Origin of the sequence: Sphingomonas flavalba (assembly GCF_004796535.1) — a bacterium.
Classification (GTDB): Bacteria; Pseudomonadota; Alphaproteobacteria; order Sphingomonadales; family Sphingomonadaceae; genus Sphingomonas_L; species Sphingomonas_L flavalba.
In genome coordinates this window covers 1-19,767 of the sequence record NZ_SPHY01000014.1, presented here as the reverse complement: position 1 = coordinate 19,767, position 19,767 = coordinate 1, and the positions used below count along the sequence as shown (strand labels likewise).

The window sequence follows — 19,767 nt, the reverse complement described above, 5'->3', positions numbered from 1 at the left end:
TTAACGAGCGGTTCGCCGCCGGTTCAGCCGGCTTGCGCGATAGTGCATAAGACGACGGGACAGTGTGCGAGTCGCACCGCCGCGCGTCGTGTACTGCTCAGGTGGAGACATGCGATGAAGACTTGGATGGGGAAGGTGGCGCTGTCGGCCGTCGCGGTCGGCGCGATGGTAGCGGCAACCACACCGGCCGAGGCGCGGCCCTACGGGCGTGGCTATTATGGCGGTCATGGCGGCTATAGCCACCACTATCGGGGCTATCGCGGCGACCGCGCCGGCCTGGCGATCGGCGCCGGCATCCTTGGCCTGGCGGTCGGCTCCGCTCTCGCTTCGCGCGATCGCGGCTATTATGGCGGCGGTTATGGGTACGGCTATGCCCCGCCTCCGCGCTATTACGCGCCCGGCCCCTATTACGGTGACTATGGCCGCTGCTGGTGGGACCGCGAGTGGGACGGCTATGGCTGGCGGCGGGTGCGCGTCTGCGACTGATCAGCGCAGCGCGCGAATGACCGCGCCGACATCCGCCATGCGGGTGGAGGCGACTTGCGGCGCAGGCGCGTCGGCCCCGGCCGGCGCGTCCTTCGCGTAGATGAAGCCGTAGGCCGGGTAGACAGTAGTGCCGAGGTCGCCCGAGCCGGCGTACCAGACGCGGACTTGGCTCCAGTCGCCGGCGTCCGACACGTCGACCATGCGGACGTTGCGTTCGACCTGGCCGCGCCGCGACCAGTTGGCGTGGGTAACCAGCACTTCGCGCGCCGAGACGATCTTGCTGACCATCGCGACATGGCCGACGCGCATGTCGGCATAGGGTTTCAGCACGACGACGGCGCCCGCCTGCGGCAACTGGCCGCGGTCGTAGCGGTCCTCCGCCTGTGCCCACCAGGTGCCGGCATTGCCGCGAATGTCGATGCCGGAAATGGAGCGGGCGAACGGCGCGCACTGCCAGAACTGCGCCATCGCCGGCGTGGCGGCAATAGCTGAAGCCGCAAGAACCGCCGCGCAGAAAATCGTGCGAATCGAACCGCTGATCAAAATGCCGCCCCTTCGAGGTGAAACCGGTCTGGCGGCACAGGCGCCGGGAGGAAAGAGCGGCGGGTTAACGCATCCGCCGCTTTGCGGTGAATCGACGCGGCGGCGCGATCAGTGCGTTTGGTTCAGGCGGCGGTCAGGCTAAACGGCGCAGGACCGTGGCATGGCCCTGCGTCCGATCCTGTCCGTTGTCGGGTTTTCCGCCCTGTACTGTGCTGCGCCGGCGCTTGCACAGGCGGTGGATGGCGCGACCGATGCCGAAGCCCCGGCGCATGTCATCCGTCTGACCCCGGAACAGCGCGAGGCGGCGATGGCCGACGGCAGTGAAAAGAAGGTCGACGCCGCGCTTGCCCAGGCGACGGGCGGCGGCGCGGTGGATGACGATGCGCTTGACGGTATCGATCGGCCGGACCGGCGGGTCCACGGCGAGGTCGGTTTCATGATCGGCACCGGCGGCACGCGCGGCTTTTATGGCGCGGCGGCTATCCCGCTCGGCGACAATGCCGGCGCGATGATCTCCTTCTCGCAGCAGCGTTACGGCCTGCCGCGCTACCGGCGGCGCTGACGGGCGTCCAACCACTGCCCGCGCGGCGTGCGGGGTTGCCCCGGCGGGGAGGCGCCGGGGCGGGGGTGGTTATTTCAGCACGTCGATCGAAGCACCGAAATTGATGTGATAGGGCAGGCCGTCAAGCACGAGGGCCGGCACCGACTTGACGCCGGCGGCCTCCGCCTCCGCCACCCGGCCGGTCTCTTCGCCGAGATGGACGATCTCGACCGCGTAGCGCGCCGGGTCGATCGCGGCGGCCACCGCCTGTTCCGCATCGACGCAGACGCTGCAGCCGGCATGATAGAAAATCGCTTTCTGGGGCATGGGGTTCTCCTTGGTCGAGCGCAATAAGTAGCGACTCGATACCATTTGGATGCCACAGGCTTTCTGCTTGAGCAAATAGTTTTTAGTCGATACTATCTCTGCAATGCCTGATCGCCTGCCCGACCTGCTGACCCGCGCCGCCCGGCTGATTGCCGGCGACGGCCATGGCGACGGGCTGAAACCCGTGCAGTTGCAGGCGCTGCGCTATCTGGCCGAAGCGAACCGATTCTCGCGCACGCCGGGCGCGCTGACCGCCTGGCTTGGCCAGACCAAGGGCACGGTATCGCAGACCATCGCCGCGCTGGAGCGCAAGGGGCTGGTCGCACGGACCGGCGACGCGGCCGACCGGCGGCTGGTGCGGCTGGCGCTGACCCGGCGTGGCGAAGCGGCGCTCGCCGAGGCGGGGGACGGCGTGGCCGAGGCGATGCTTGCCGGGCTGGATGCTAAGGAGCGGGCGGCGCTGGCGCCGCTGTTCGCGCATATGCTGGCGACCTATCTCGGCGCGCGCGGCTATCGCCCGTTCGGCCAATGCGCCGACTGCCGCCATTTCCGGCGCGATGCGGAGGGCGGGGCGCCGCATTTCTGCGCATTGCTGGCGGTGCCGCTCGATACCCGCGACGCCGCCGCGATCTGCGTCGAGCAGGAGGCGGCGTAAGGGCGGATCAGCGCGCGAGCGCCGCCACGGCAAGGGCGGCAAGCCGGATCGCGGTGCGGTCCTGATAGAGGTCGGCGACCACCTGCATGCCGATCGGCAGGCCGTCCGTGGTAGCGCCGATCGGCGCCGCGGTGGCGGGCAGGCCGGGATAGGTGGCGATGCCCGCCCAGGCAAACTGGGCGCCGAACGGCGTCGGTTCGCCGTCGATCAGCAACTGGCGCTTGCGCGCGTCCGGTTCCGCGTCATGCGGGAAGGCGGCGACGCCGCAGGCGGGGGCGAACACCGCGTCGAAATCCTCGAACAGGCGGTGCCACTGCCGCTGGCAGCGGGCCTGATCGTCGCACATTGCGAACCACTGCGCGGCGGTCAGCGGGGTGCCGCCCGGCGGCGGCGCGCCTCGGGAGAGCACGGTGTTCATCATCCGCATATAGGCGCGGTGCATCGCTTCCAGATCGGGCAGCGCCGCGCTGTCGGTGACATGGGCGCCGGCACGGGCGCAGGCATCGCCCGCCGCCGCGATTGCCGCGACGATCGCGCTGTCGGCGCGGGCGAGCGGGTGGCTGGTCAGCAGCAGGATACGGGCGCCGGCCAGCGACTCGATCCGCGCCGGCGGCGGCGGGATGTCAGCGGTCAGCATCAGGGCGAGGGCAAGGTCTTCCGGGTTGCGGGCGAGCGGGCCGACAACGCCGAGCGGGGCGGCGGCGCCATCGGTGCGGGGGAACGCATGGCCTTCCGACGAAACCAGCCCGAAGCTGCTCTTGTGCCCCCAGACGCCGCAGAAATGCGCCGGGGTGCGGATCGACCCGCCGATGTCGGAGCCATATTCGAGCGGGACCATGCCGGCGGCGAGCGCAGCGGCGGCGCCGCCCGATGAGCCGCCGGGCGTGCGCGCCGGATCATGCGGATTGGTGGTGCGGCCATGGATCGGGTTGACCGTCTGGATGTCGGTCAGGCCGGTCGGCACGTTGGTCTTGCCGAGAAACACCACGCCTGCCGCCTTCAGCCGCCGGACGACGGCGGCATCGGCGGTGGCGATGTGGTCGCGGTGCGCTGCGTAGCCCCAGCTTGTCGGCAGGCCGGCGACGTTGAACGATTCCTTGATCGTCATCGGCACGCCGAGCAGCGCCGCCGCCGCCTCCCCCGCCGCCAGCCGCGCATCGGCGGCATCGGCGGCGGCGCGGGCACGATCGAAATCGCGGATGACGACGGCGTTGATCGTCCCGTCACGCTCCGCGATCCGCGCGATCGCCGCCTCACATGCCGCGCGGGCGCTGGTCGTGCCGGCGGCGATCGCCCGGGCGGTGGCGATCGCGCCGGGCTCGGCCGCGGCCAGGCTCACGACGTGAACCGGCCCTTCGTCTCCGCTTTCTCCTTCAGCAGCGGCGCAATGGCGAAGCCGTGCTTTTCGAGGCCGGCGACGATCTTGTCGGCGCCTTCCAGATCGGCCCAGAACATCGGCCCGCCGCGATAGACCGGCCAGCCATAGCCGTAGATCCACACGACATCGATGTCCGAGGCGCGCTGCGCCATCTTTTCCGCCAGGATCAGCGCCCCTTCGTTGACCATCGGGTAAAGCGTGCGCTCGACGATTTCCTCGTCGCTGATCGCGCGCTTGGTCATCCCCGCCTTGGCGGCGAAATCGTCGATGATCGCCTGCACTTCCGCGCTCGGGCTTGGGCGGCGCTTGTCGTCATAATCGTAGAAGCCCTTGCCGGTTTTCTGCCCCCAGCGGCCGACGGCGCACAGCGCGTCGCGGATATTCTCGATTCTGGCGGGGTCGCGGTGCCAGCCGATGTCGACACCGGCGAGGTCGCTCATCTGGAACGGCCCCATCGGCATGCCGAATTCGACATGGACCTTGTCGATCTGCGCCGGGGTGGCCCCCTCCATCAGCAGCTTCATCGATTCGACCTGACGCGGCATCAGCATGCGGTTGCCGATGAAGCCGTGGCAGACGCCGGCGACCACCGCGACCTTGTTGATCTTCTTGGCCAGCGCTATCACCGTCGCCAGCACGTCCGGCGCGGTCTTGGCGCCGCGCACCACCTCCAGCAGCTTCATCACATTCGCCGGCGAGAAGAAATGCATGCCGAGCACGTCCCCGGCCCGGCCGGTCGAGGCTGCGATCTCGTCGACGTTCAGGTAGCTGGTGTTGGACGCAAGGATGGCGCCGGCCTTGACGATGCGGTCAAGCTTGCCGAACACCTCCTTCTTCACGTCCATATTCTCATAGACCGCCTCGATCACCAGATCGCAGTCGGCGAGATCGTCGAACGACAGGGTCGGGGTCAGCGCCTCCATCGCCGCCTCCACCTGTTCGGCGGTGAAGCGGCCCTTGGCGGCGGACGCCTCGTAATTCTTGCGGATCAGGCCGACGCCGCGATCGAGCGCGTCCTGCTTCATCTCGACGATGGTGACCGGGATGCCGGCGGTCAGGAAATTCATCGAGATGCCGCCGCCCATCGTGCCGGCGCCGATCACGCCGACCTTGTTGATTGGGCGCAGCGCAATGTCCTTGTCGACGCCGTCGATCTTCGCGGCCTGACGCTCGGCGAAGAAGATGTGGCGCATCGCCGCCGACTGGGTGCCGAAGATCAGCTTGGTGAACTGTTCGCGCTCGAACGCCATGCCTTCGTCGAACGGCAGGCGGGTCGCCGCCTCGACGCAGGCTATGGCGGCGGCGGGCGCGTCGAAGCCGCGGAATTTCTTCGCATTGGCCTCGGCAAAGGCCTTGATCGCGGCTGGATCGCCCTTGACCGGCAGCGCGCGCGTCGGGCGCGGGCCTTGCGCGATCACCTCGTTGGCGAAGGCGATGGCGTCGGCGGCGAGACTGTCCTCACCGGCGATCCGGTCGACCAGGCCCAGGTCCAGCGCGCGCTTGGCGCTGATCGGCGTGCCGGTGGCGCACATTTCCACCGCCGCCTCGATCCCGGCGGTGCGGGGCAGGCGCTGGGTGCCGCCGGCGCCGGGCAGCAGGCCAAGCTTCACCTCCGGCGTGCCGAGCTTCGCCGAGGAAACGGCGATGCGGTAATGGCAGCCGAGCGCGGTTTCCAGCCCACCGCCGAGCGCGGTGCCGTGGATCGCGGCGACGACCGGCTTGGGGCTTGCTTCGATCGTGTCGACCAGCGCGGGCAGCCAGGGTTCGACCGGCGGCTTGCCGAATTCGGTGATGTCGGCGCCGGCGAAGAAAGTGCGGCCCGCGCAGCGGATGACCACCGCCTTGACCGCGTCGTCGGCGATCGCCGCCTTGATCGCGGCGTCAAGCCCGGTGCGGACGGCGGCGCCGAGCGCGTTGACCGGCGGGTTGTCCGAGGTGATGACGAGGACGTCGCCGTGGCGTTCGGTAGAAATGGGGGAGGACATGAGCTTCCTTTCTTACGCAGCGGTCTTGCCCGTCTCCTGACGGGTCACGGGGTGGGAGGAGGACAGGCCGCCGTCGACGGCGATCGCCTGCCCGTTGACATAGCTCGCCTCGTCCGAGGCGAGGAACAGCGCCAGTGCCGCGACTTCCGCCGGCTGGCCGGCGCGGCGCAGCGGGTTGAGCCGGCCGATGCGGGCAGTCACGCCCTTTTCGGCGGCATAGTCGAAGGCGCGCTGGGTCATGCCGGTTTGGATCAGGCCGGGGCAGATGGCGTTGACGCGCACGCCGGTGCCGGACAATTGCTGCGCCGCCGTCTGGACCAGATTGATTACCCCGGCCTTCGATGCCGAATAGGCCGGGCAGCCGGCGCCGGAGCGCAGGCCGGCGACGCTGGCGGTGCACAGGATCGCGCCGCCGCTCGCCGCCATCATCACCGGCGCGGCATGTTTGATCAGCAGGAACGGGCCGATCAGATTGACCCGGAGGATCGCATCCCAGTCGGCGACGCTGTGGTCGAGCAGGCCGGTCAGCCCGCCGGAAATGCCGGCATTGGCATAAGCGATGTCGAGTCGGCCGAAACGGTCGGTGGCGGTGGCGACCAGCCGGGCGACATCCGCCTCGCTGCCCGCGTCGATGATCAGGGCGGTGGCGGCGTCGCCGATCGCGGCGGCGGTCTCCCGCACCGTATCGTTCGCGTCGCCAAGCACCAGCCGCGCGCCTTCGGCGGCGAAACGTTGCGCGGTCGCCCGGCCGATGCCGGAGCCGGCACCGGTGATGATCGCGACCTTGCCCGCCAGCTTCACCGTTCGAAATCCTTCCTCATGCGCCCGCCCGTTCGGCGAAATGCCAGGCCGCCCGCGCCAGCGCCGGCAGGCGTGCCGCCGTCGCTTCCGCTTCCGCCGAGCTGGCATTGCCGTCGACGATGCGCTTCCTGATCCCCTGGACGATGCCTGTAAGCCGAAACAGGTTATAGCTGAAATACCAGTTGAGGTCCGGCATGCCGCTGCGCCCGGTCGCGGCGCAATAGCGGTCCGCCGCCTCCTCCAGCGTCGGGATGCCGAGCGCCGGCAGGTCCAGCCCTGCGATGCCGGAGCGGCCCTCCGGTGCCGTCACCCAGTTCATCAGCAGATAGGAGAAATCGGCCAGCGGATCGCCGAGGGTCGACAATTCCCAGTCGAGCACCGCGACGACGCGCGGTTCGCCGGCGGCGAAGATCATATTGTCGAGCCGGTAGTCGCCATGGACGATGGAGACCCGATCCTGCGGCGGCACCGTTGCGGGGAGCCAGGCGATCAGCCGGTCGACCTCCGGCACCGTTTCGGTTTCCGACGCGCGGTATTGCTTGGTCCAGCGCGCGACCTGCCGTTCGAAATAATTGCCCGGCCGGCCATAGTCGCCAAGGCCGACCGCATCGGGATCGACGGCGTGGAGGCGGGCGAGCGTGTCGATCATCGCATTGTACAGGCCGCGCCGTTCGTCCGGCGCGCAGCCGGGCAGGCTGCCGTCCCACAGGTTGCGCCCTTCGGCGAGGCCCATCACGTAGAACATGGACCCGATCACCGCCGGGTCGGTGCACAAGCCATAGGGGGGGGCGACCGGAAAGCCGGTCGGGTGGAGGGCGGCGATCACCCGATATTCGCGGTCGACGGCGTGGGCGGAGGGCAGCAGCGGTCCGAACGGCTGGCGCCGCAGCACATAGGCGCCGCCGGGCGTGTCGACCCGATAGGTCGGGTTGGACTGGCCGCCCCTGAACTTGGCCAGGGTCAGCGGGCCGGAAAATCCGGCGATATTGGCGGCCATCCACTGTTCAAGCCGGCCGGTGTCGAGCCGGTCGCCGGGGGCGACGGGGACGGTGTCGCTCATTCGAAGACCACGACGCTGCGGGTGGAATCGCCCTGGCGCAGCTTGGCGAAGGCATCGTTGATGCGGGTGAGCGGAATGCGTTCCGCGATGATGCTGTCCAGGTCGAGCAGGCCGCGCAGGTAGAAGGCGACCAGCCGGGGAATGTCGACCGGGAAATGATTGCCGCCCATCAGCGCGCCCTGCAGCTTTTTCGACGCGAGCAGGTCGAGCGCCGACAGGCCGACCTTGTGGGTCAGCGGCATCATGCCGAGGATGGTCGCGGTGCCGCCGCGCCGGAGCAGCCCGACGGCAAGGTCGCCGGATGCCGGGCGGCCGACCGCCTCGATCGCGTGATGGACGCCGCCCTGCGTCATCGCGACGACTTCCGCCGCGGCAGTCTCGGCAGCGGCGTCGACCGCGTCGGTCGCGCCGAGCTTCAGCGCCAGCGCGCGTTTTTCCGGCACCGGGTCGAGCGCGATGATCCGCCCGGCCCCGGCGATCTTCGCGGCGTTGACCGCGGCCAGGCCGATGCCGCCGCAACCGACCACCGCCACCGTTTCCCCCGGTGCGACGTCGGCGGCGTGGAAGATCGCGCCGGCGCCGGTGGTCACCGCGCAGCCAAGCACGCAGGCGCGGTCGAGCGGCATGTCCGGGTCGATCGCGACGCAGGCATGTTCGTGGACCAGCATCTGTTCCGCATAGGCGGACAGGTTCAGCATCTGGTGGACGGTGCTGCCGTCGGCGGCCAGCGTCAGGCGCGGCGGCTGGTCCTTGCGCCGTTTCACCCCGGCATCGGTGCACAGCGACATATGGCCGGTGACGCACTGGTCGCAATGGCCGCAATAGGCGCTGAGGCAGGTGACGACCGGATCGCCGGGGCGCAATGTCGTCACCTCGCTGCCGACGGCTTCGACCACGCCGGCGGCCTCATGGCCCGGAATGGTCGGCAGCGGGTGCGGATAGGCGCCGTCGACGAAATGCAGGTCGGACCGGCAGACGCCGACCGCGGCGGTGCGGATCAACACCTCATGCGGGCCGGGGGCGGCGATCGTCACCTCCTCGATGGTCAGCGGCGTGCCCGGAGCGGAGAGGATCGCGGCCTTCACCGGCCTGCCCCCGCGCGGGCGGCGGCGATCGCCTCGCGTCCGCCATGCTTGCCGAATTCGAGCCGGGCGATGGCGCGGTTGTGCACCTCGTCCGGCCCGTCGGCGAGGCGCAGGGTCCGGATGCCGGCATAGGCGCGGGCCAGGCCGAAATCCTCGCTGACCCCGGCGCCGCCATGCGCCTGGATCGCATCGTCCAGGATGCGCAGCGCCATTTGCGGGGCGGCGACCTTGATCATCGCGATTTCCGCCTGCGCCGCCTTGTTGCCGGCCTTGTCCATCATGTCAGCAGCCTTCAGGCAGAGCAGCCGGCACATCTCGATGTCGATCCGGGCGGCGGCGACGCGCTGTTCCCAGACGCTGTGTTCGGCGATCGCCTTGCCGAAGGCGACGCGCGACAGCAGGCGGCGCGCCATCTTGTCGAGTGCTTCCTCGGCGACGCCGATCGTGCGCATGCAGTGATGGATGCGGCCCGGCCCGAGCCGCCCCTGCGCGATTTCGAACCCGCGCCCTTCGCCGAGCAGCATCGCGTCGACGGGGATGCGCACGTCGTTCAGCGCGATCTCCATATGGCCGTGCGGCGCGTCGTCATAGCCGAATACCGGCAGGTGGCGCAGGATGGTGACGCCGGGCGCGTCGAGCGGCATCAGCACCATCGACTGCTGGGCATGGCGGCTGGCGTCGGGATCGGTCTTGCCCATCACGATCGCCACCTTGCAGCGCGGGTCGCCGGCGCCCGACGACCACCATTTGCGTCCGTTCAGCACGTAGTAATCGCCGTCGCGGGCGATGCGCGTTTCGATATTGGTGGCGTCGGACGAGGCGACGCCCGGTTCCGTCATCAGGAAAGCGGAGCGGATCTCCCCGTCCATCAGCGGTTGCAGCCAGCGGTCCTTCTGCGCGCGGGTGCCGTAACGGTGGAGCACCTCCATATTGCCGGTGTCGGGCGCGGAGCAGTTGAACACCTCCGATGCCCAGCCGATCCGGCCCATCTCCTCGGCGCACAGCGCATATTCAAGGTTCGTCAGCGCCGGTCCGTCGAAGGCGAAGCCGGCGTCGACCGGGGCGTGGCCGGACGATGGCGGCATGAACAGGTTCCAGATGCCCTCCGCCTTCGCCCGTGCCTTTTCCTCTTCGATCACCGGCAGCACTTTCCAGCGATCTCCCTCGGCCTGCTGGGCGTGATAATCGTCGTCGCGGGGGCGGATATGCGCTTCGACGAAGGCGCGGACCCGGTCGCGCCAATATGTCTGGCGATCGGTCAGGGTGAAATCCACGAGCGCTCTCCCGGCTGCTGTTCAGGACAGTCTTGTCAGCCGACGCCCGAGTCCGCCAGCCCTGAAATCCGTCATTTTTCCGGCGTCGGCGCTGCCGCTACGGCAAGCTTGGCCAACCGCGCCTCGTGCTCCGCGCGGCCGAACGGAAAGCGGGTGAACAGCCAGGCGGACGCCAACCCGAGCGCCACCGTCACCCCGGCGAATCCGGCCATCATCCGGTCGATCACCGAGTCGGCGAGCTGGCCGGCGACCGCCCCGGCCGGCAATCCGGCGGCGGCGACGATCAGCCCGGCGGCGAAGATGCCGAGGCCGGAGGTGCATTTCTGCATGAACAGCGAACCGGCGTAGAACAGCCCCTCGTCGCGCCGGCCGGTCCGTTCCTCCGATGCCTCGACGACGTCGGCCATCATCGATCCGGTCAGCATCATCACCGCGACGCCGCAGCCGGTCGCCACGCCGATCAGCGCCAGGAAGGCGGGCAGCATCGCCGGGTTGCCGGGCAGCGGGAACAGGCCGGCCAGCCGCAGCCAGTAAGGCAGCGTCGCGAACAGGCTGGCGAGCAGGGCGAGCAGCGCCGCCGCATGCTTCTTGCCGAGCCGGCGGGCGATCGGCGTCACCGCAAAGAACGCGGCGCCGACGCCGGCGAACAGCACCACGGCATAGACCAGGAAATCGCCCGGCGCGAAATGCCAGACGAAATTCAGCAGGTAATTGGTCATCGCGAAGCTGACGCCCTGGTTGACATAGGCGAAGATGCCGGCCGCCATCAGCAACAGAAAGGCGCGGTTGGACAGCGCGCGACCGAGGTCGCGCAGCAGCGCGCGCGGCGATTCCGCCGGTGCCCCGGCGCGGTCGGGCAGCGCCGCCATCCGGCGGTGGGTGGCGATGGCGGAAAGCAGCACGCTGACCAGCATCACCGCCGCGCCGACCAGCGCGAAATTATGGTAGCCGACCGGCGCAAGCGGGCCGGTCAGCGCGCCACGGGGCGGCACGAACAGCCAGCCATAGGCGAGGAACAGCAGCGCGAGGCCGCCGGCCCAGCCGAACAAATAGCGATAGCGGATGACGGCGGTGCGTTCGTGATAGTCGCGGGTCAGTTCCGGCACCATCGCCACCGACGGCACTTCGTTGGTCGATATGGCGGTGCGGACGAGGATGGCGATCAGGAACAGGTAGAGCGGGGTCGAGAAGGTGTCGGCCGGCGGCGGGTTCCACAACAGCACCCAGCATAGCGCGATCGGCAGCGCCGAGCCGTAGAGCCAGGGATGGCGGCGGCCCCAGCGGCTATGCGTGCGGTCGCTGGCGACGCCGATCGCCGGGTCGACGAACGCATCGACGAACAGCGCTGCCATGATGACCAGCCCGACGGTGCCGGCGGGCAGGCCGACGACCTGGTTATAGAAGATCAGCAGGAAGACCTGAAAACCATTGTCCTTGATGCCATAGGCAACGGCGCCGAAACCGTAGGCCAGCTTGGTGGCAAGCGGGACCCGGTCGGCCGTGCCGGTCATTTCCCGGCCATGGCCTCTAGCGCGTCGAACAACCCCGGCGCATCCGCGTCCCAGCTGTGGCGGGGGCCGACGCTCATCCCGCCGTCGACCAGGATGTGGGTGCCGGTGATGAAGCCGGCATCCTCTTCGCTGGCGAGGAAGGCGACAGCGGCGGCGATGTCCTCCGGCCGGCCGGGCCGGCGGACCGGCTGGGCGCCGGTGGCGACGGCGGCGATCGCGGCATTGGCCTGATCGCGCACCGCCCCGGTCAGGCCGAGGGTGGCGGTGAAGATGTTGGTCAGGATGAAACCGGGCAGCACCGCGTTGACCCGGATATTGCTGCGCGCCAGGTCGGCGGCGGCCATCTTGGTCAGGTGCAGCACGCCGGCCTTGGCGGTCGAATAGGCGGTCGGCGCGGCACCGGCCATTGTTGCGGCGATCGACGCGGTATTGACGATCGCGCCGCCGCCCTTCGCCGCCATCAGCGGCGCGGCGTGGCGGATGCCAAGCGCGACCGAACGCAGCAGCAGCGCCATCGTCGCGTCCCAGCCGGCGGCGTCAATCTCGTCGATACGGCCGCGCTGGCCGCCGGCGCCGGCATTGTTGAACAGGATGTCCGGCCCATCGGCGGCCGCGAGCAGCGCGACGATGTCGGCTTCGGCGGTAACGTCGGTGCGCTGGAAGCGGATGCGGCCCTGCGCCTCCGTTTCGGCCGCCAGCGCGGCGCCGCCCGCCTCGTCGATGTCGCCGGCGATCACCGTCGCGCCCTCGCGCGCGAAGCGCAATGCCGTCGCCCGGCCGATGCCGGACGCAGCACCCGTCACCACCGCCGTCTTGCCCGTGAATCGCATCGGCCCTCTCCTGTTTTCACGGTTGAGAATATGGCCGGGATGGGCGCGGTCAACGCCCTGCCGCCCGCCGCTACGGAATGCGGGCTTGCGGTGATGCGCCTTGACGGGAGCGGCAGGGGCGGACGAGATCACGCCCGAAAAACGTGGAGGTTTGCCATGGATATCGCCGGACTGTTCAGCCTGGAGGGGCGCGTCGCGCTGGTCACTGGGGGATCGCGCAACATCGGGCGCTGGATCGCCGAGGGCTTCATCGCCCAGGGCGCGAAGGTCTACATCTCGTCGCGCAAGGCCGATGCCTGCGCGGCGACGGCGGCGGAACTGGGGCCGAACTGCATCGCCCTGCCGCAGGACGTGTCGACGGTCGAAGGCTGCAAGGCGCTGGCCGCCCGGCTGGCGGAGCACGAGCCGCGGCTGGACATACTGGTCAACAATGCCGGCGCCGCCTGGGGGGAGCCGTTCGAGGCTTTTCCGGAGGCCGGCTGGGACAAGGTGATGGACCTGAACCTGAAATCGCCGTTTTTCCTGACCCAGGCGCTGTATCCGCAACTGAAGGCCGCCGCCGCCGGCGGGCGCCCGGCCAAGGTAATCAATATCAGCTCGATCGACGGGCAGCGGCTGAACGGGTGGGAAACCTACAGCTATCAGGCGTCGAAGGCGGGGCTTATCCACCTGACCCGGCGGATGGCGGCGCGGCTGATCGCCGACGGCATCGTCGTCACCTCGCTCGCCCCCGGCGCCTTCGGGTCGGACATGAACAAGGCGGCGCGCGACCATGGCGACGCGGTGGCGAAGGTGATCCCCGCCGGGCGGATCGGCCGGCCGGAGGATCTGGCGGCGGCGGCGGTCTACCTTGCAAGCCGCGCTGGCGATTATGTGGTCGGCGATACCGTCACCGTCGACGGCGGCCTGGTCAACGCCAGGATCGAGACGAAGATCGAAGCCTGACCCGCGCGGGACGGTGCCGCCTGACAGCCGCTGGACCAGCCTAATCCCGATCGATCAGCACGTTCATCCAGGCGGTGGCGACCGGGCGGGCGCGGTCGTCCTGCCAGGCGATCGCCTCCAGATTGGCGATGCGGTTGCCAAGGCGGGTGACGATGCCGACGGCGCGGGTCTCGCGCTCGCGGGCGCCGCGCATATATTCGACCGAGACGTTGATCGGCTTCAGCCGGGGGTGATCGTCGCCGGAGAAGCGGGCGCGCAACGCACTGAACGCCGCCATCTCCAGCAGCCCGCCGAGCGCGCCGCCATGGACGAAGCCGGGGCGGCCGACCACCGGCGGCGCGAACGGCATCAGCAGCACCGGCGCGCCGTCCTCCAGCCGGTCGACGGAAAGGCCGAGGGAAAGTGCGTAGGGGGGCAGCGCGATGCTCATGCCATGCTGTCCATGAACATGAAGGTGCCGACGACATGCGCGACCGGATCGTCCGGATCGCCGTCATGCGCCTGCCCGCGCACGAAGCCGACGGAGCGGGTCACGCGATAGCATTCGCCATGGCCGATCACCCGGTTGCCGGGCGCCGCCGGGCGCAGATAGTCGACGCGCAGGTCGAGCGTCGCCTGCGGGCGGAAGCGGCCGCCCTTGACCCAGATTGCCATGCTGGTCGCCATGTCCATCATCGCCAGGATCGGGCCGGAAGCGAGCACGCCGCTTTCCGGGTCGCCGACCAGATGCGCGGCGTAGGGGATGGACAGCTCCACCCAATCGGTGCCGTGCCGCTCGTAGCGCAGGTCGAGCAGGCCGCTGTGATGCCGGCCGGCCAGCGCCTCGATGAACCGCGCCGGATCGAATGTCGGCCATTCCGTTTGTGCCATGGCACCAGCCTGTAGCGGGCCGCCGCTCGTCGGCGCAAGCGGCATGCTCTTGCAGCGCCCGCCGCGCTGGTGGACAGTCGGTGGCGGCATGTGACGGGAAAGGCGCGGTGATGGGTGACCGGGTAACGATGACGGTGGAAGGCGGCGTCGCCGACGTGCGGCTGGCCCGGCCCGACAAGATGAACGCGCTCGACCCGGCGATGTTCGACGGCATCGTGGCGGTGCTGGCCGAACTGGAGGCGATGCCCGGCCTGCGCGCGGTGGTGCTGTCGGGCGAAGGGCGCGCGTTCTGCGCTGGTCTGGATGTGGCGAGCTTTGCCGGCGGGCTGACCGGGGCGCTCGACGCGCGGCCTTACGGCCCGACCAATATCTTCCAGCATGTCGCGGTCGGCTGGCGGATGCTGCCGGTTCCGGTGATCGCCGCCGTCCACGGTGTCGCCTTCGGCGGTGGGTTCCAGATCATGCTCGGCGCCGACATCCGCATCGCTGCGCCCGACACCCGGCTGTCGATCATGGAGATCAAATGGGGGCTGGTGCCCGACATGGGGGGCATCGCGCTGCTGCGTACGTTGGTCCGCGACGACGTCGCGCGCGAACTGACCTACAGCGGCCGACAATTCGACGCGGTGGAGGGCGCGGCCCTTGGCCTCGTTACCCGATTGGCCGGCGATCCCCATGTCGAGGCGCTGGCGCTTGCCGGCGCGATCGCCGGGCGCAGCCCCGATGCGATCCGCGCCGCCAAGCGGCTGTTCAACGCGGCGCCGGACCAGGACCTCGCCGCCATCCTGCGGGCGGAGAGCGCCGAGCAGGCGGCGCTGATCGGCGCGCCCAACCAGCGCGAGGCGGTGCTGGCGAACATCGAGAAACGCGCGCCGCGCTTTGCCGATTGAAGGAGGAGTGGGGGCGGTACCACCGCCTTCGCCCTGTTCCGGACCGGGGCGCGCGGTCCCTCTTTTCATCACCGGCGGAACTCGCCATAGTCGCCGTTCGGCCGGGGTTCGGGGCTTCCGCGGCGGGTGGGGCGTGCGGACGTTTCCTGCAGGCATGGTGTTAGCCGATCGCGGCGATGCGGCGCGACTGGGCCCCGGCGTGATGGATAGGATGACATCGTGGATTCGTTCGACAGCTCCGACATCAACGACCGCGATCTGGTGCATTCTCTTGCCCGCGGGCTGGAGGTGATATGCGCCTTCACCCGCAGCCGACCGAAGATGACGCTGAGCGAGGTGGCGCGCGCGACGGGGATGACGCGGGCGACGGCTCGCCGCTTTCTGCTGACCCTGGTCCACGAAGGCTATGCCGGTAAGGACGGCAAGCTGTTCTCGCTGAAGCCGAAGGTGCTGCGCCTTGGCTATTCGGCGCTGGCGTCGATGGGGATATTGGATGTCGTCCAGCCGATCATGAACGATCTGGCGAAGGCGCTGCAGGAATCGGTGTTCGTGGCGGTGCTGTCCGGCGAGGACGCGGTCTATATCGCGCGGGCGACGTCCGACCGGTTGATGAACATCAGCTTCGCCGTAGGCACCCGCGCGCCGGCTCATGCGGTGTCGACCGGCCGGATCCTGCTGGCGATGGAACCGGAGGACGCGCTGCTCGACTATCTCGATCGGGTGACGCTGGAACGGCTGACGTCGAACACGGTGATGTCGAAGGTGAAGCTGCGCGCGATGATCGACGAAGCGCGCGCCCAGGATTTTTCGATTGTCGACCAGGAACTGGAGGTCGGCATCCAGTCGATCTCCGTGCCGATCCGCGACAGCGCCCACCGCACGATCGCGGCGCTGAACGTCTGCTGCCCGACGGCGCGTTTCTCGCTGCCCGACATCACCGGGCGAATCCTGCCGGCGCTGCAGGCCGCGTCGCGCCGCGTGACCGCCGGGCTTTAGGGTCAATCCGCTGCTCAGCGGCAATGTTCGGAATGCGGACATAAGAATATCGGGCGATTTTAGCAGGTAAGCTAATATTTTCGGTCGCCTCTTGCGCGCATCGCGAACATTTGTACTCTAAAATATAGAACATATCGCCGCCGGACTGGATCCGCGGTGTGGGGTTGGGGGCTTTTCCTATGAAGGCGATGATCGCATTTGCGGCAGGCTTGGCCATGCTGGCATCCGCACCGGCTATGGCTGCGGAGAAGGTCGATCCGGCGATGCCGGCGATCCTGCCGCTGGTCGAGCGCGCCAAGGTCGAGGACCGCTGGCTGAAGGAGCGGCTCGACACGCTGGTGCCGATGCTGATGCGCCGTGACAACGTCCAGATGTGGATCCTGATCGCTGGCGAATATCACGAGGATCCGGTCGCTGAGACGATGCTGCCCGCCACTTGGCTCAGCGCGCGGCGGCGCACCATCCTGGTGTTCTTCGATCGCGGCGGCGACAAGGGTATCGAGCGGCTGGTGCTGGCCCGCTATCCGGTCGGCGATTTCGTGCCGTCGTGGAACCCCGACGCCCAGCCGGATCAGTGGGCGGAACTGGCGAAGATCGTACGCGAGCGCGACCCCAAGACGATCGCCCTCAACCGCGCCGCCGAATTCCCGCTCGCCGACGGGATGACCGCCAGTCATCTGGTCGAACTGACCCGCGCCGTCGGTCCCAAATACGCCGAGCGCTTCGTCAGCCACGACCGGCTTGGCCTCGGCTGGCTGGAAACGCGGATCCCGGCGGAGATGGCGACCTATCCGACGTTGTCGCGGATCACTCATGCGATCATCCAGGAAGGCTTTTCGGAACGGGCGATCACCCCCGGCGTCACCACCACCCAGGATCTGGTCTGGTGGTTCCGCGAGCGGATTGCCGAGCTGAAGCTCGACACCTGGTTCCAGCCGTCCGTATCGATCCAGCGCGCGCAGATGGCGACGTTCGATATCGAGAAGATCGGCCTGGGCAACAAGGAGATCATCCAGCCCGGCGACATGCTGCATCTGGATTTCGGCATTTCCTATCTGGGCCTGAAAACCGACGTCCAGCGCATGGCCTATGTGCTGCGCCCCGGCGAGACCGAGGCGCCCAAGGGCCTGCGCGACGGGCTTGACGCGATGAACACGGTCCATCGCGCCGTGGTGGCGGAGCTGCGGTCCGGGCGGACGGGCAACGATGTACTCGCCGCCGCGCGCAAGCGCGTCGCCGCCGCTGGGGTCGAAGGCACGATCTATTCCCACGCGATCGGCCATCACGGCCACGGCGCCGGCCCGTGGATCGGCGCGTGGGAGGACCAGTCCGGCGTGCCGTTCCGAGGCGATTATCCGATCCACCCCAACACCGCCTGGTCGATCGAGCTGAACGCAGCCCACGCGGTGCCGGAATGGGGCGGGCAGAAGGCGCGCTTCATGTTCGAGGAGGACGGCTTCTACGACGGCAAGGCGTTCCGCTTCCTCGACGGCTACCAGGCCGACATGATCCTGATCCCGCGGCCGTGAACGGCGGCCGCCGGGCCGGAATTGCCAGTATGCTGACCAAGGATTGCACATCGATGACCCGTTTCTCGCGCTTTGCCCTGCTCCCTCTGCTCGTCACGGTGGCGATGCCGGCCGTGCCTGCCGCCGCCCAGGCGCCGGCCGCGCTGAACACAGAGGAAGTCGACCGGCCGGCCTACCCCAGGGTGCTGTCGATGCGCGAACGCGCCCAGGTGCAGGACGCCTGGCTGAAGGAGCGGCTCGACACGCTGATCGCGCCGCTGATGCGCGAGAACGGCGTTGACATGTGGGTGTTGATCGCCCGCGAGAATTTCGAGGACCCGGTCGTCCAGACGATGCTCGACGCGGAGAGCCTGCACGCGCGGCGGCGGACGATCCTGGTGTTTTTCGACCGTGGCGGCGACAAGGGCGTCGAGCGGCTGACCGTCAGCCGCTATGGCCTGGCGGATTTCTTCAAGGCGGCGTGGGAGCCGGAGAAGGAGCCGGATCAGTTCAAGCGGCTCGCCCAGATCATCGCCGAGCGCAATCCGAAGAAGATCGCGATCAACGCCTCGTCACTGACCGCCTATGCCGACGGCATGACCCTCAGCCAGTATGAGGACATGACCAAGGCGCTGGCGCCGGACCTGCGCTCGCGGATCGTGCGGACCGACAATCTGGCGGTCGGCTGGCTGGAAACGCGGATCCCGGCGGAGATGGAGCGCTATCCGGAAATCGTCCGCCTTGCCCATGCGATCATTTCCGAAGGTCTTTCGGAAAAGGTCATTACCCCCGGCGTGACGACGACCGACGATGTCGTCTGGTGGTTCCGCGACCGGATCGCGGAGATGCGGGTCGAGACCTGGTTCCAGCCGTCGGTGTCGGTGATGCGGCAGGGGGCGAGCGGCCGGCTGGACGGCGATACCGTCATCCAGAAAGGCGACATGCTGTGGACCGACTTCGGCATCACCTATCTGGGGCTGAACACGGACACCCAGCATCTCGGCTATGTGCTGCGTGACGGCGAGAGCGATGTGCCGGCCGGGTTGAAGGCCGGCCGCCTGGCGAACAATCGGGTGCAGGACGCGCTCACCTCGTCCTTCAGGGTTGGCGACAGCGGCAACGCGGTCCTCGCCCGCGCCCGGGCCAAGGCGATTGCGCAAGGATTGCAGCCGTCGATCTATTCGCACCCGATCGGCTATCACGGCCATGCCGCCGGCGCCTCGATCGGCTTCTGGGACAATCAGAACGCTGACCCGCGCGGCGAATACAGGCTGCGGCCGAACACCGCTTGGTCGATCGAACTGAGCGCCTCCGCCGCCGTGCCGGAATGGGGCGGACAGATGGTCACTTTCCCGTCGGAAGAGGATGCGTTCTTCGACGGCAAGGTGGTGCGCTATATCGATGGCCGCCAGAGCAGCTTCCATCTGGTCAGGCCGAAGCCCTGATCGGGTTGCCGGGGACGAACGGCCCCATAGCCCGCGCTACATCGAAAGATTGAGGCTCTGACGCACCACCGCGCCAGAAAAATGTCCGGATAGTGAAATAATGTTCGCTGTGCGCCCAAATAGCTTGGTGGGATAGCGCAATCTACGTATCGCCCGCGATACCGCGCGCCTGGACAAGGCGTGCCGGGCTGAGATTCGGGCCTGAAAGGGGGAGGCATATGAAGGATTGGACGACGTTGCGTCGCAGTCTGCTGGCGAGCGCGCTGGTGATGGCGGCGATGCCGGCAGCGGCGGAGAGCTTCCGCGTCGAGTTGGCCGGCAAGGGGCTGGAGCGCTCCTATGACGGCCGCGTCATCCTGATCCTGACCCCAGACGGCAAGACCGAGCCGCGCTTCCAGGTCAACCCGACCTTCAACGGCGCGCAGATCTTCGGCGTGAATGTCGAGGGGCTGAAGCCTGGCCAGGCGACGACGATCGCTCCGGGCGTGTTCGGCTTCCCCGCGAAGGACGTCGGTCAGGTCCCCGCCGGGACCTATTACGTTCAGGCGGTTTTGCACAAATACGACACGTATAATCTGTCGAACGGCAAGACGGTGAAGCTGCCGGCGGCGCGTGGCGCGGGGCAGAACTGGCGGCT

The 19,767-nt window shown here is 68.6% G+C and carries 20 protein-coding genes and 1 pseudogene; 9 read left to right on the top strand and 12 right to left on the bottom strand.

Annotated elements, in window-relative coordinates; all coding sequences use genetic code 11:
- The first annotated feature begins 114 nt into the window (after nucleotides 1-114).
- Nucleotides 115-486 (top strand): hypothetical protein, encoded by a 372-nt coding sequence (locus E4A53_RS12150; RefSeq protein WP_136163389.1) that lies wholly within the window; start codon nucleotides 115-117, stop codon nucleotides 484-486.
- On the opposite strand, the gene E4A53_RS12145 is transcribed toward E4A53_RS12150, so the two are convergent.
- Complete coding sequence (locus E4A53_RS12145) at nucleotides 487-1,026, bottom strand: CHAP domain-containing protein (protein ID WP_420822628.1); 540 nt, start codon at nucleotides 1,024-1,026, stop codon at nucleotides 487-489.
- Nucleotides 1,027-1,189: 163 nt separating this feature from the next.
- Here E4A53_RS12145 and E4A53_RS12140 point away from each other — a divergent pair, with 163 nt between their 5' ends.
- The gene (locus E4A53_RS12140; RefSeq protein WP_136163387.1) at nucleotides 1,190-1,591 is read left to right on the top strand and encodes a hypothetical protein; all 402 of its coding nucleotides are present in this window, start codon (nucleotides 1,190-1,192) and stop codon (nucleotides 1,589-1,591) included.
- A gap of 69 nt (nucleotides 1,592-1,660) precedes the next feature.
- On the opposite strand, the gene E4A53_RS12135 is transcribed toward E4A53_RS12140, so the two are convergent.
- Nucleotides 1,661-1,897 (bottom strand): thioredoxin family protein, encoded by a 237-nt coding sequence (locus E4A53_RS12135; RefSeq protein ID WP_136163386.1) that lies wholly within the window; start codon nucleotides 1,895-1,897, stop codon nucleotides 1,661-1,663.
- A gap of 103 nt (nucleotides 1,898-2,000) precedes the next feature.
- On the opposite strand from E4A53_RS12135, the gene E4A53_RS12130 reads away from it, so the two are divergent.
- A complete protein-coding gene (locus E4A53_RS12130; RefSeq protein WP_136163385.1) occupies nucleotides 2,001-2,552 on the top strand; it encodes a MarR family winged helix-turn-helix transcriptional regulator in 552 nt (183 codons plus the stop codon).
- 7 nt (nucleotides 2,553-2,559) lie between these two features.
- Here E4A53_RS12130 and E4A53_RS12125 read toward each other — a convergent pair whose 3' ends face one another.
- From E4A53_RS12125 to E4A53_RS12090, 8 genes are all read right to left on the bottom strand, one after another.
- On the bottom strand, nucleotides 2,560-3,891 hold the full coding sequence (locus E4A53_RS12125; RefSeq protein WP_136163384.1) for an amidase family protein: 1,332 nt from the start codon (nucleotides 3,889-3,891) through the stop codon (nucleotides 2,560-2,562).
- The gene (locus E4A53_RS12120) at nucleotides 3,888-5,915 is read right to left on the bottom strand and encodes a 3-hydroxyacyl-CoA dehydrogenase NAD-binding domain-containing protein (RefSeq protein ID WP_136163383.1); all 2,028 of its coding nucleotides are present in this window, start codon (nucleotides 5,913-5,915) and stop codon (nucleotides 3,888-3,890) included. The genes E4A53_RS12125 and E4A53_RS12120 overlap by 4 nt, the downstream gene beginning before the upstream one ends.
- Nucleotides 5,916-5,927: 12 nt before the next feature.
- Complete coding sequence (locus tag E4A53_RS12115) at nucleotides 5,928-6,716, bottom strand: SDR family NAD(P)-dependent oxidoreductase (protein WP_239018288.1); 789 nt, start codon at nucleotides 6,714-6,716, stop codon at nucleotides 5,928-5,930.
- Between the two features lie 16 nt (nucleotides 6,717-6,732).
- Nucleotides 6,733-7,776 carry a phosphotransferase family protein gene (locus E4A53_RS12110; RefSeq protein WP_136163381.1) on the bottom strand — a complete coding sequence of 348 codons (1,044 nt, stop codon included), beginning with the start codon at nucleotides 7,774-7,776 and terminating at the stop codon, nucleotides 6,733-6,735.
- Nucleotides 7,773-8,861, bottom strand: a complete 1,089-nt coding sequence (locus E4A53_RS12105) for a Zn-dependent alcohol dehydrogenase (protein ID WP_136163380.1) — start codon at nucleotides 8,859-8,861, stop codon at nucleotides 7,773-7,775. The genes E4A53_RS12110 and E4A53_RS12105 overlap by 4 nt, the downstream gene beginning before the upstream one ends.
- The gene (locus E4A53_RS12100; RefSeq protein WP_136163379.1) at nucleotides 8,858-10,135 is read right to left on the bottom strand and encodes an acyl-CoA dehydrogenase family protein; all 1,278 of its coding nucleotides are present in this window, start codon (nucleotides 10,133-10,135) and stop codon (nucleotides 8,858-8,860) included. The genes E4A53_RS12105 and E4A53_RS12100 overlap by 4 nt, the downstream gene beginning before the upstream one ends.
- Nucleotides 10,136-10,206: 71 nt before the next feature.
- On the bottom strand, nucleotides 10,207-11,646 hold the full coding sequence (locus E4A53_RS12095; protein WP_136163378.1) for an MFS transporter: 1,440 nt from the start codon (nucleotides 11,644-11,646) through the stop codon (nucleotides 10,207-10,209).
- Entirely contained in the window at nucleotides 11,643-12,476 is an 834-nt protein-coding gene (locus tag E4A53_RS12090; RefSeq protein ID WP_136163377.1) for an SDR family NAD(P)-dependent oxidoreductase, read from the bottom strand. Before E4A53_RS12090 ends, E4A53_RS12095 begins: the two co-directional genes overlap by 4 nt.
- A gap of 156 nt (nucleotides 12,477-12,632) precedes the next feature.
- On the opposite strand from E4A53_RS12090, the gene E4A53_RS12085 reads away from it, so the two are divergent.
- Nucleotides 12,633-13,421: an SDR family oxidoreductase gene (locus E4A53_RS12085; protein WP_136163376.1), complete on the top strand. Its 789-nt coding sequence runs from the start codon at nucleotides 12,633-12,635 to the stop codon at nucleotides 13,419-13,421.
- Between the two features lie 40 nt (nucleotides 13,422-13,461).
- Here the strand turns inward: E4A53_RS12085 and E4A53_RS12080 are convergent, their stop codons facing one another.
- Both E4A53_RS12080 and E4A53_RS12075 read right to left on the bottom strand, forming a co-directional pair.
- Nucleotides 13,462-13,851: a PaaI family thioesterase gene (locus E4A53_RS12080; RefSeq protein WP_136163375.1), complete on the bottom strand. Its 390-nt coding sequence runs from the start codon at nucleotides 13,849-13,851 to the stop codon at nucleotides 13,462-13,464.
- A complete protein-coding gene (locus tag E4A53_RS12075; protein ID WP_136163374.1) occupies nucleotides 13,848-14,291 on the bottom strand; it encodes a PaaI family thioesterase in 444 nt (147 codons plus the stop codon). Before E4A53_RS12075 ends, E4A53_RS12080 begins: the two co-directional genes overlap by 4 nt.
- A gap of 110 nt (nucleotides 14,292-14,401) precedes the next feature.
- Between E4A53_RS12075 and E4A53_RS12070 the strand changes: the two genes are divergently transcribed.
- The 5 genes and pseudogenes from E4A53_RS12070 to E4A53_RS12050 form a co-directional block, all read left to right on the top strand.
- Nucleotides 14,402-15,181, top strand: coding sequence for a crotonase/enoyl-CoA hydratase family protein (locus E4A53_RS12070; protein ID WP_136163373.1), 780 nt, complete (start codon nucleotides 14,402-14,404; stop codon nucleotides 15,179-15,181).
- A gap of 219 nt (nucleotides 15,182-15,400) precedes the next feature.
- Entirely contained in the window at nucleotides 15,401-16,177 is a 777-nt protein-coding gene (locus E4A53_RS12065; protein ID WP_136163372.1) for an IclR family transcriptional regulator domain-containing protein, read from the top strand.
- 236 nt (nucleotides 16,178-16,413) lie between these two features.
- Nucleotides 16,414-17,706: a M24 family metallopeptidase gene (locus E4A53_RS12060; protein WP_239018287.1), complete on the top strand. Its 1,293-nt coding sequence runs from the start codon at nucleotides 16,414-16,416 to the stop codon at nucleotides 17,704-17,706.
- A 53-nt stretch (nucleotides 17,707-17,759) separates the two neighbouring features.
- On the top strand, nucleotides 17,760-19,130 hold the full coding sequence (locus E4A53_RS12055; protein ID WP_136163370.1) for a M24 family metallopeptidase: 1,371 nt from the start codon (nucleotides 17,760-17,762) through the stop codon (nucleotides 19,128-19,130).
- Between the two features lie 218 nt (nucleotides 19,131-19,348).
- A pseudogene (locus tag E4A53_RS12050) lies at nucleotides 19,349-19,767 on the top strand (hypothetical protein); the annotation flags it as partial.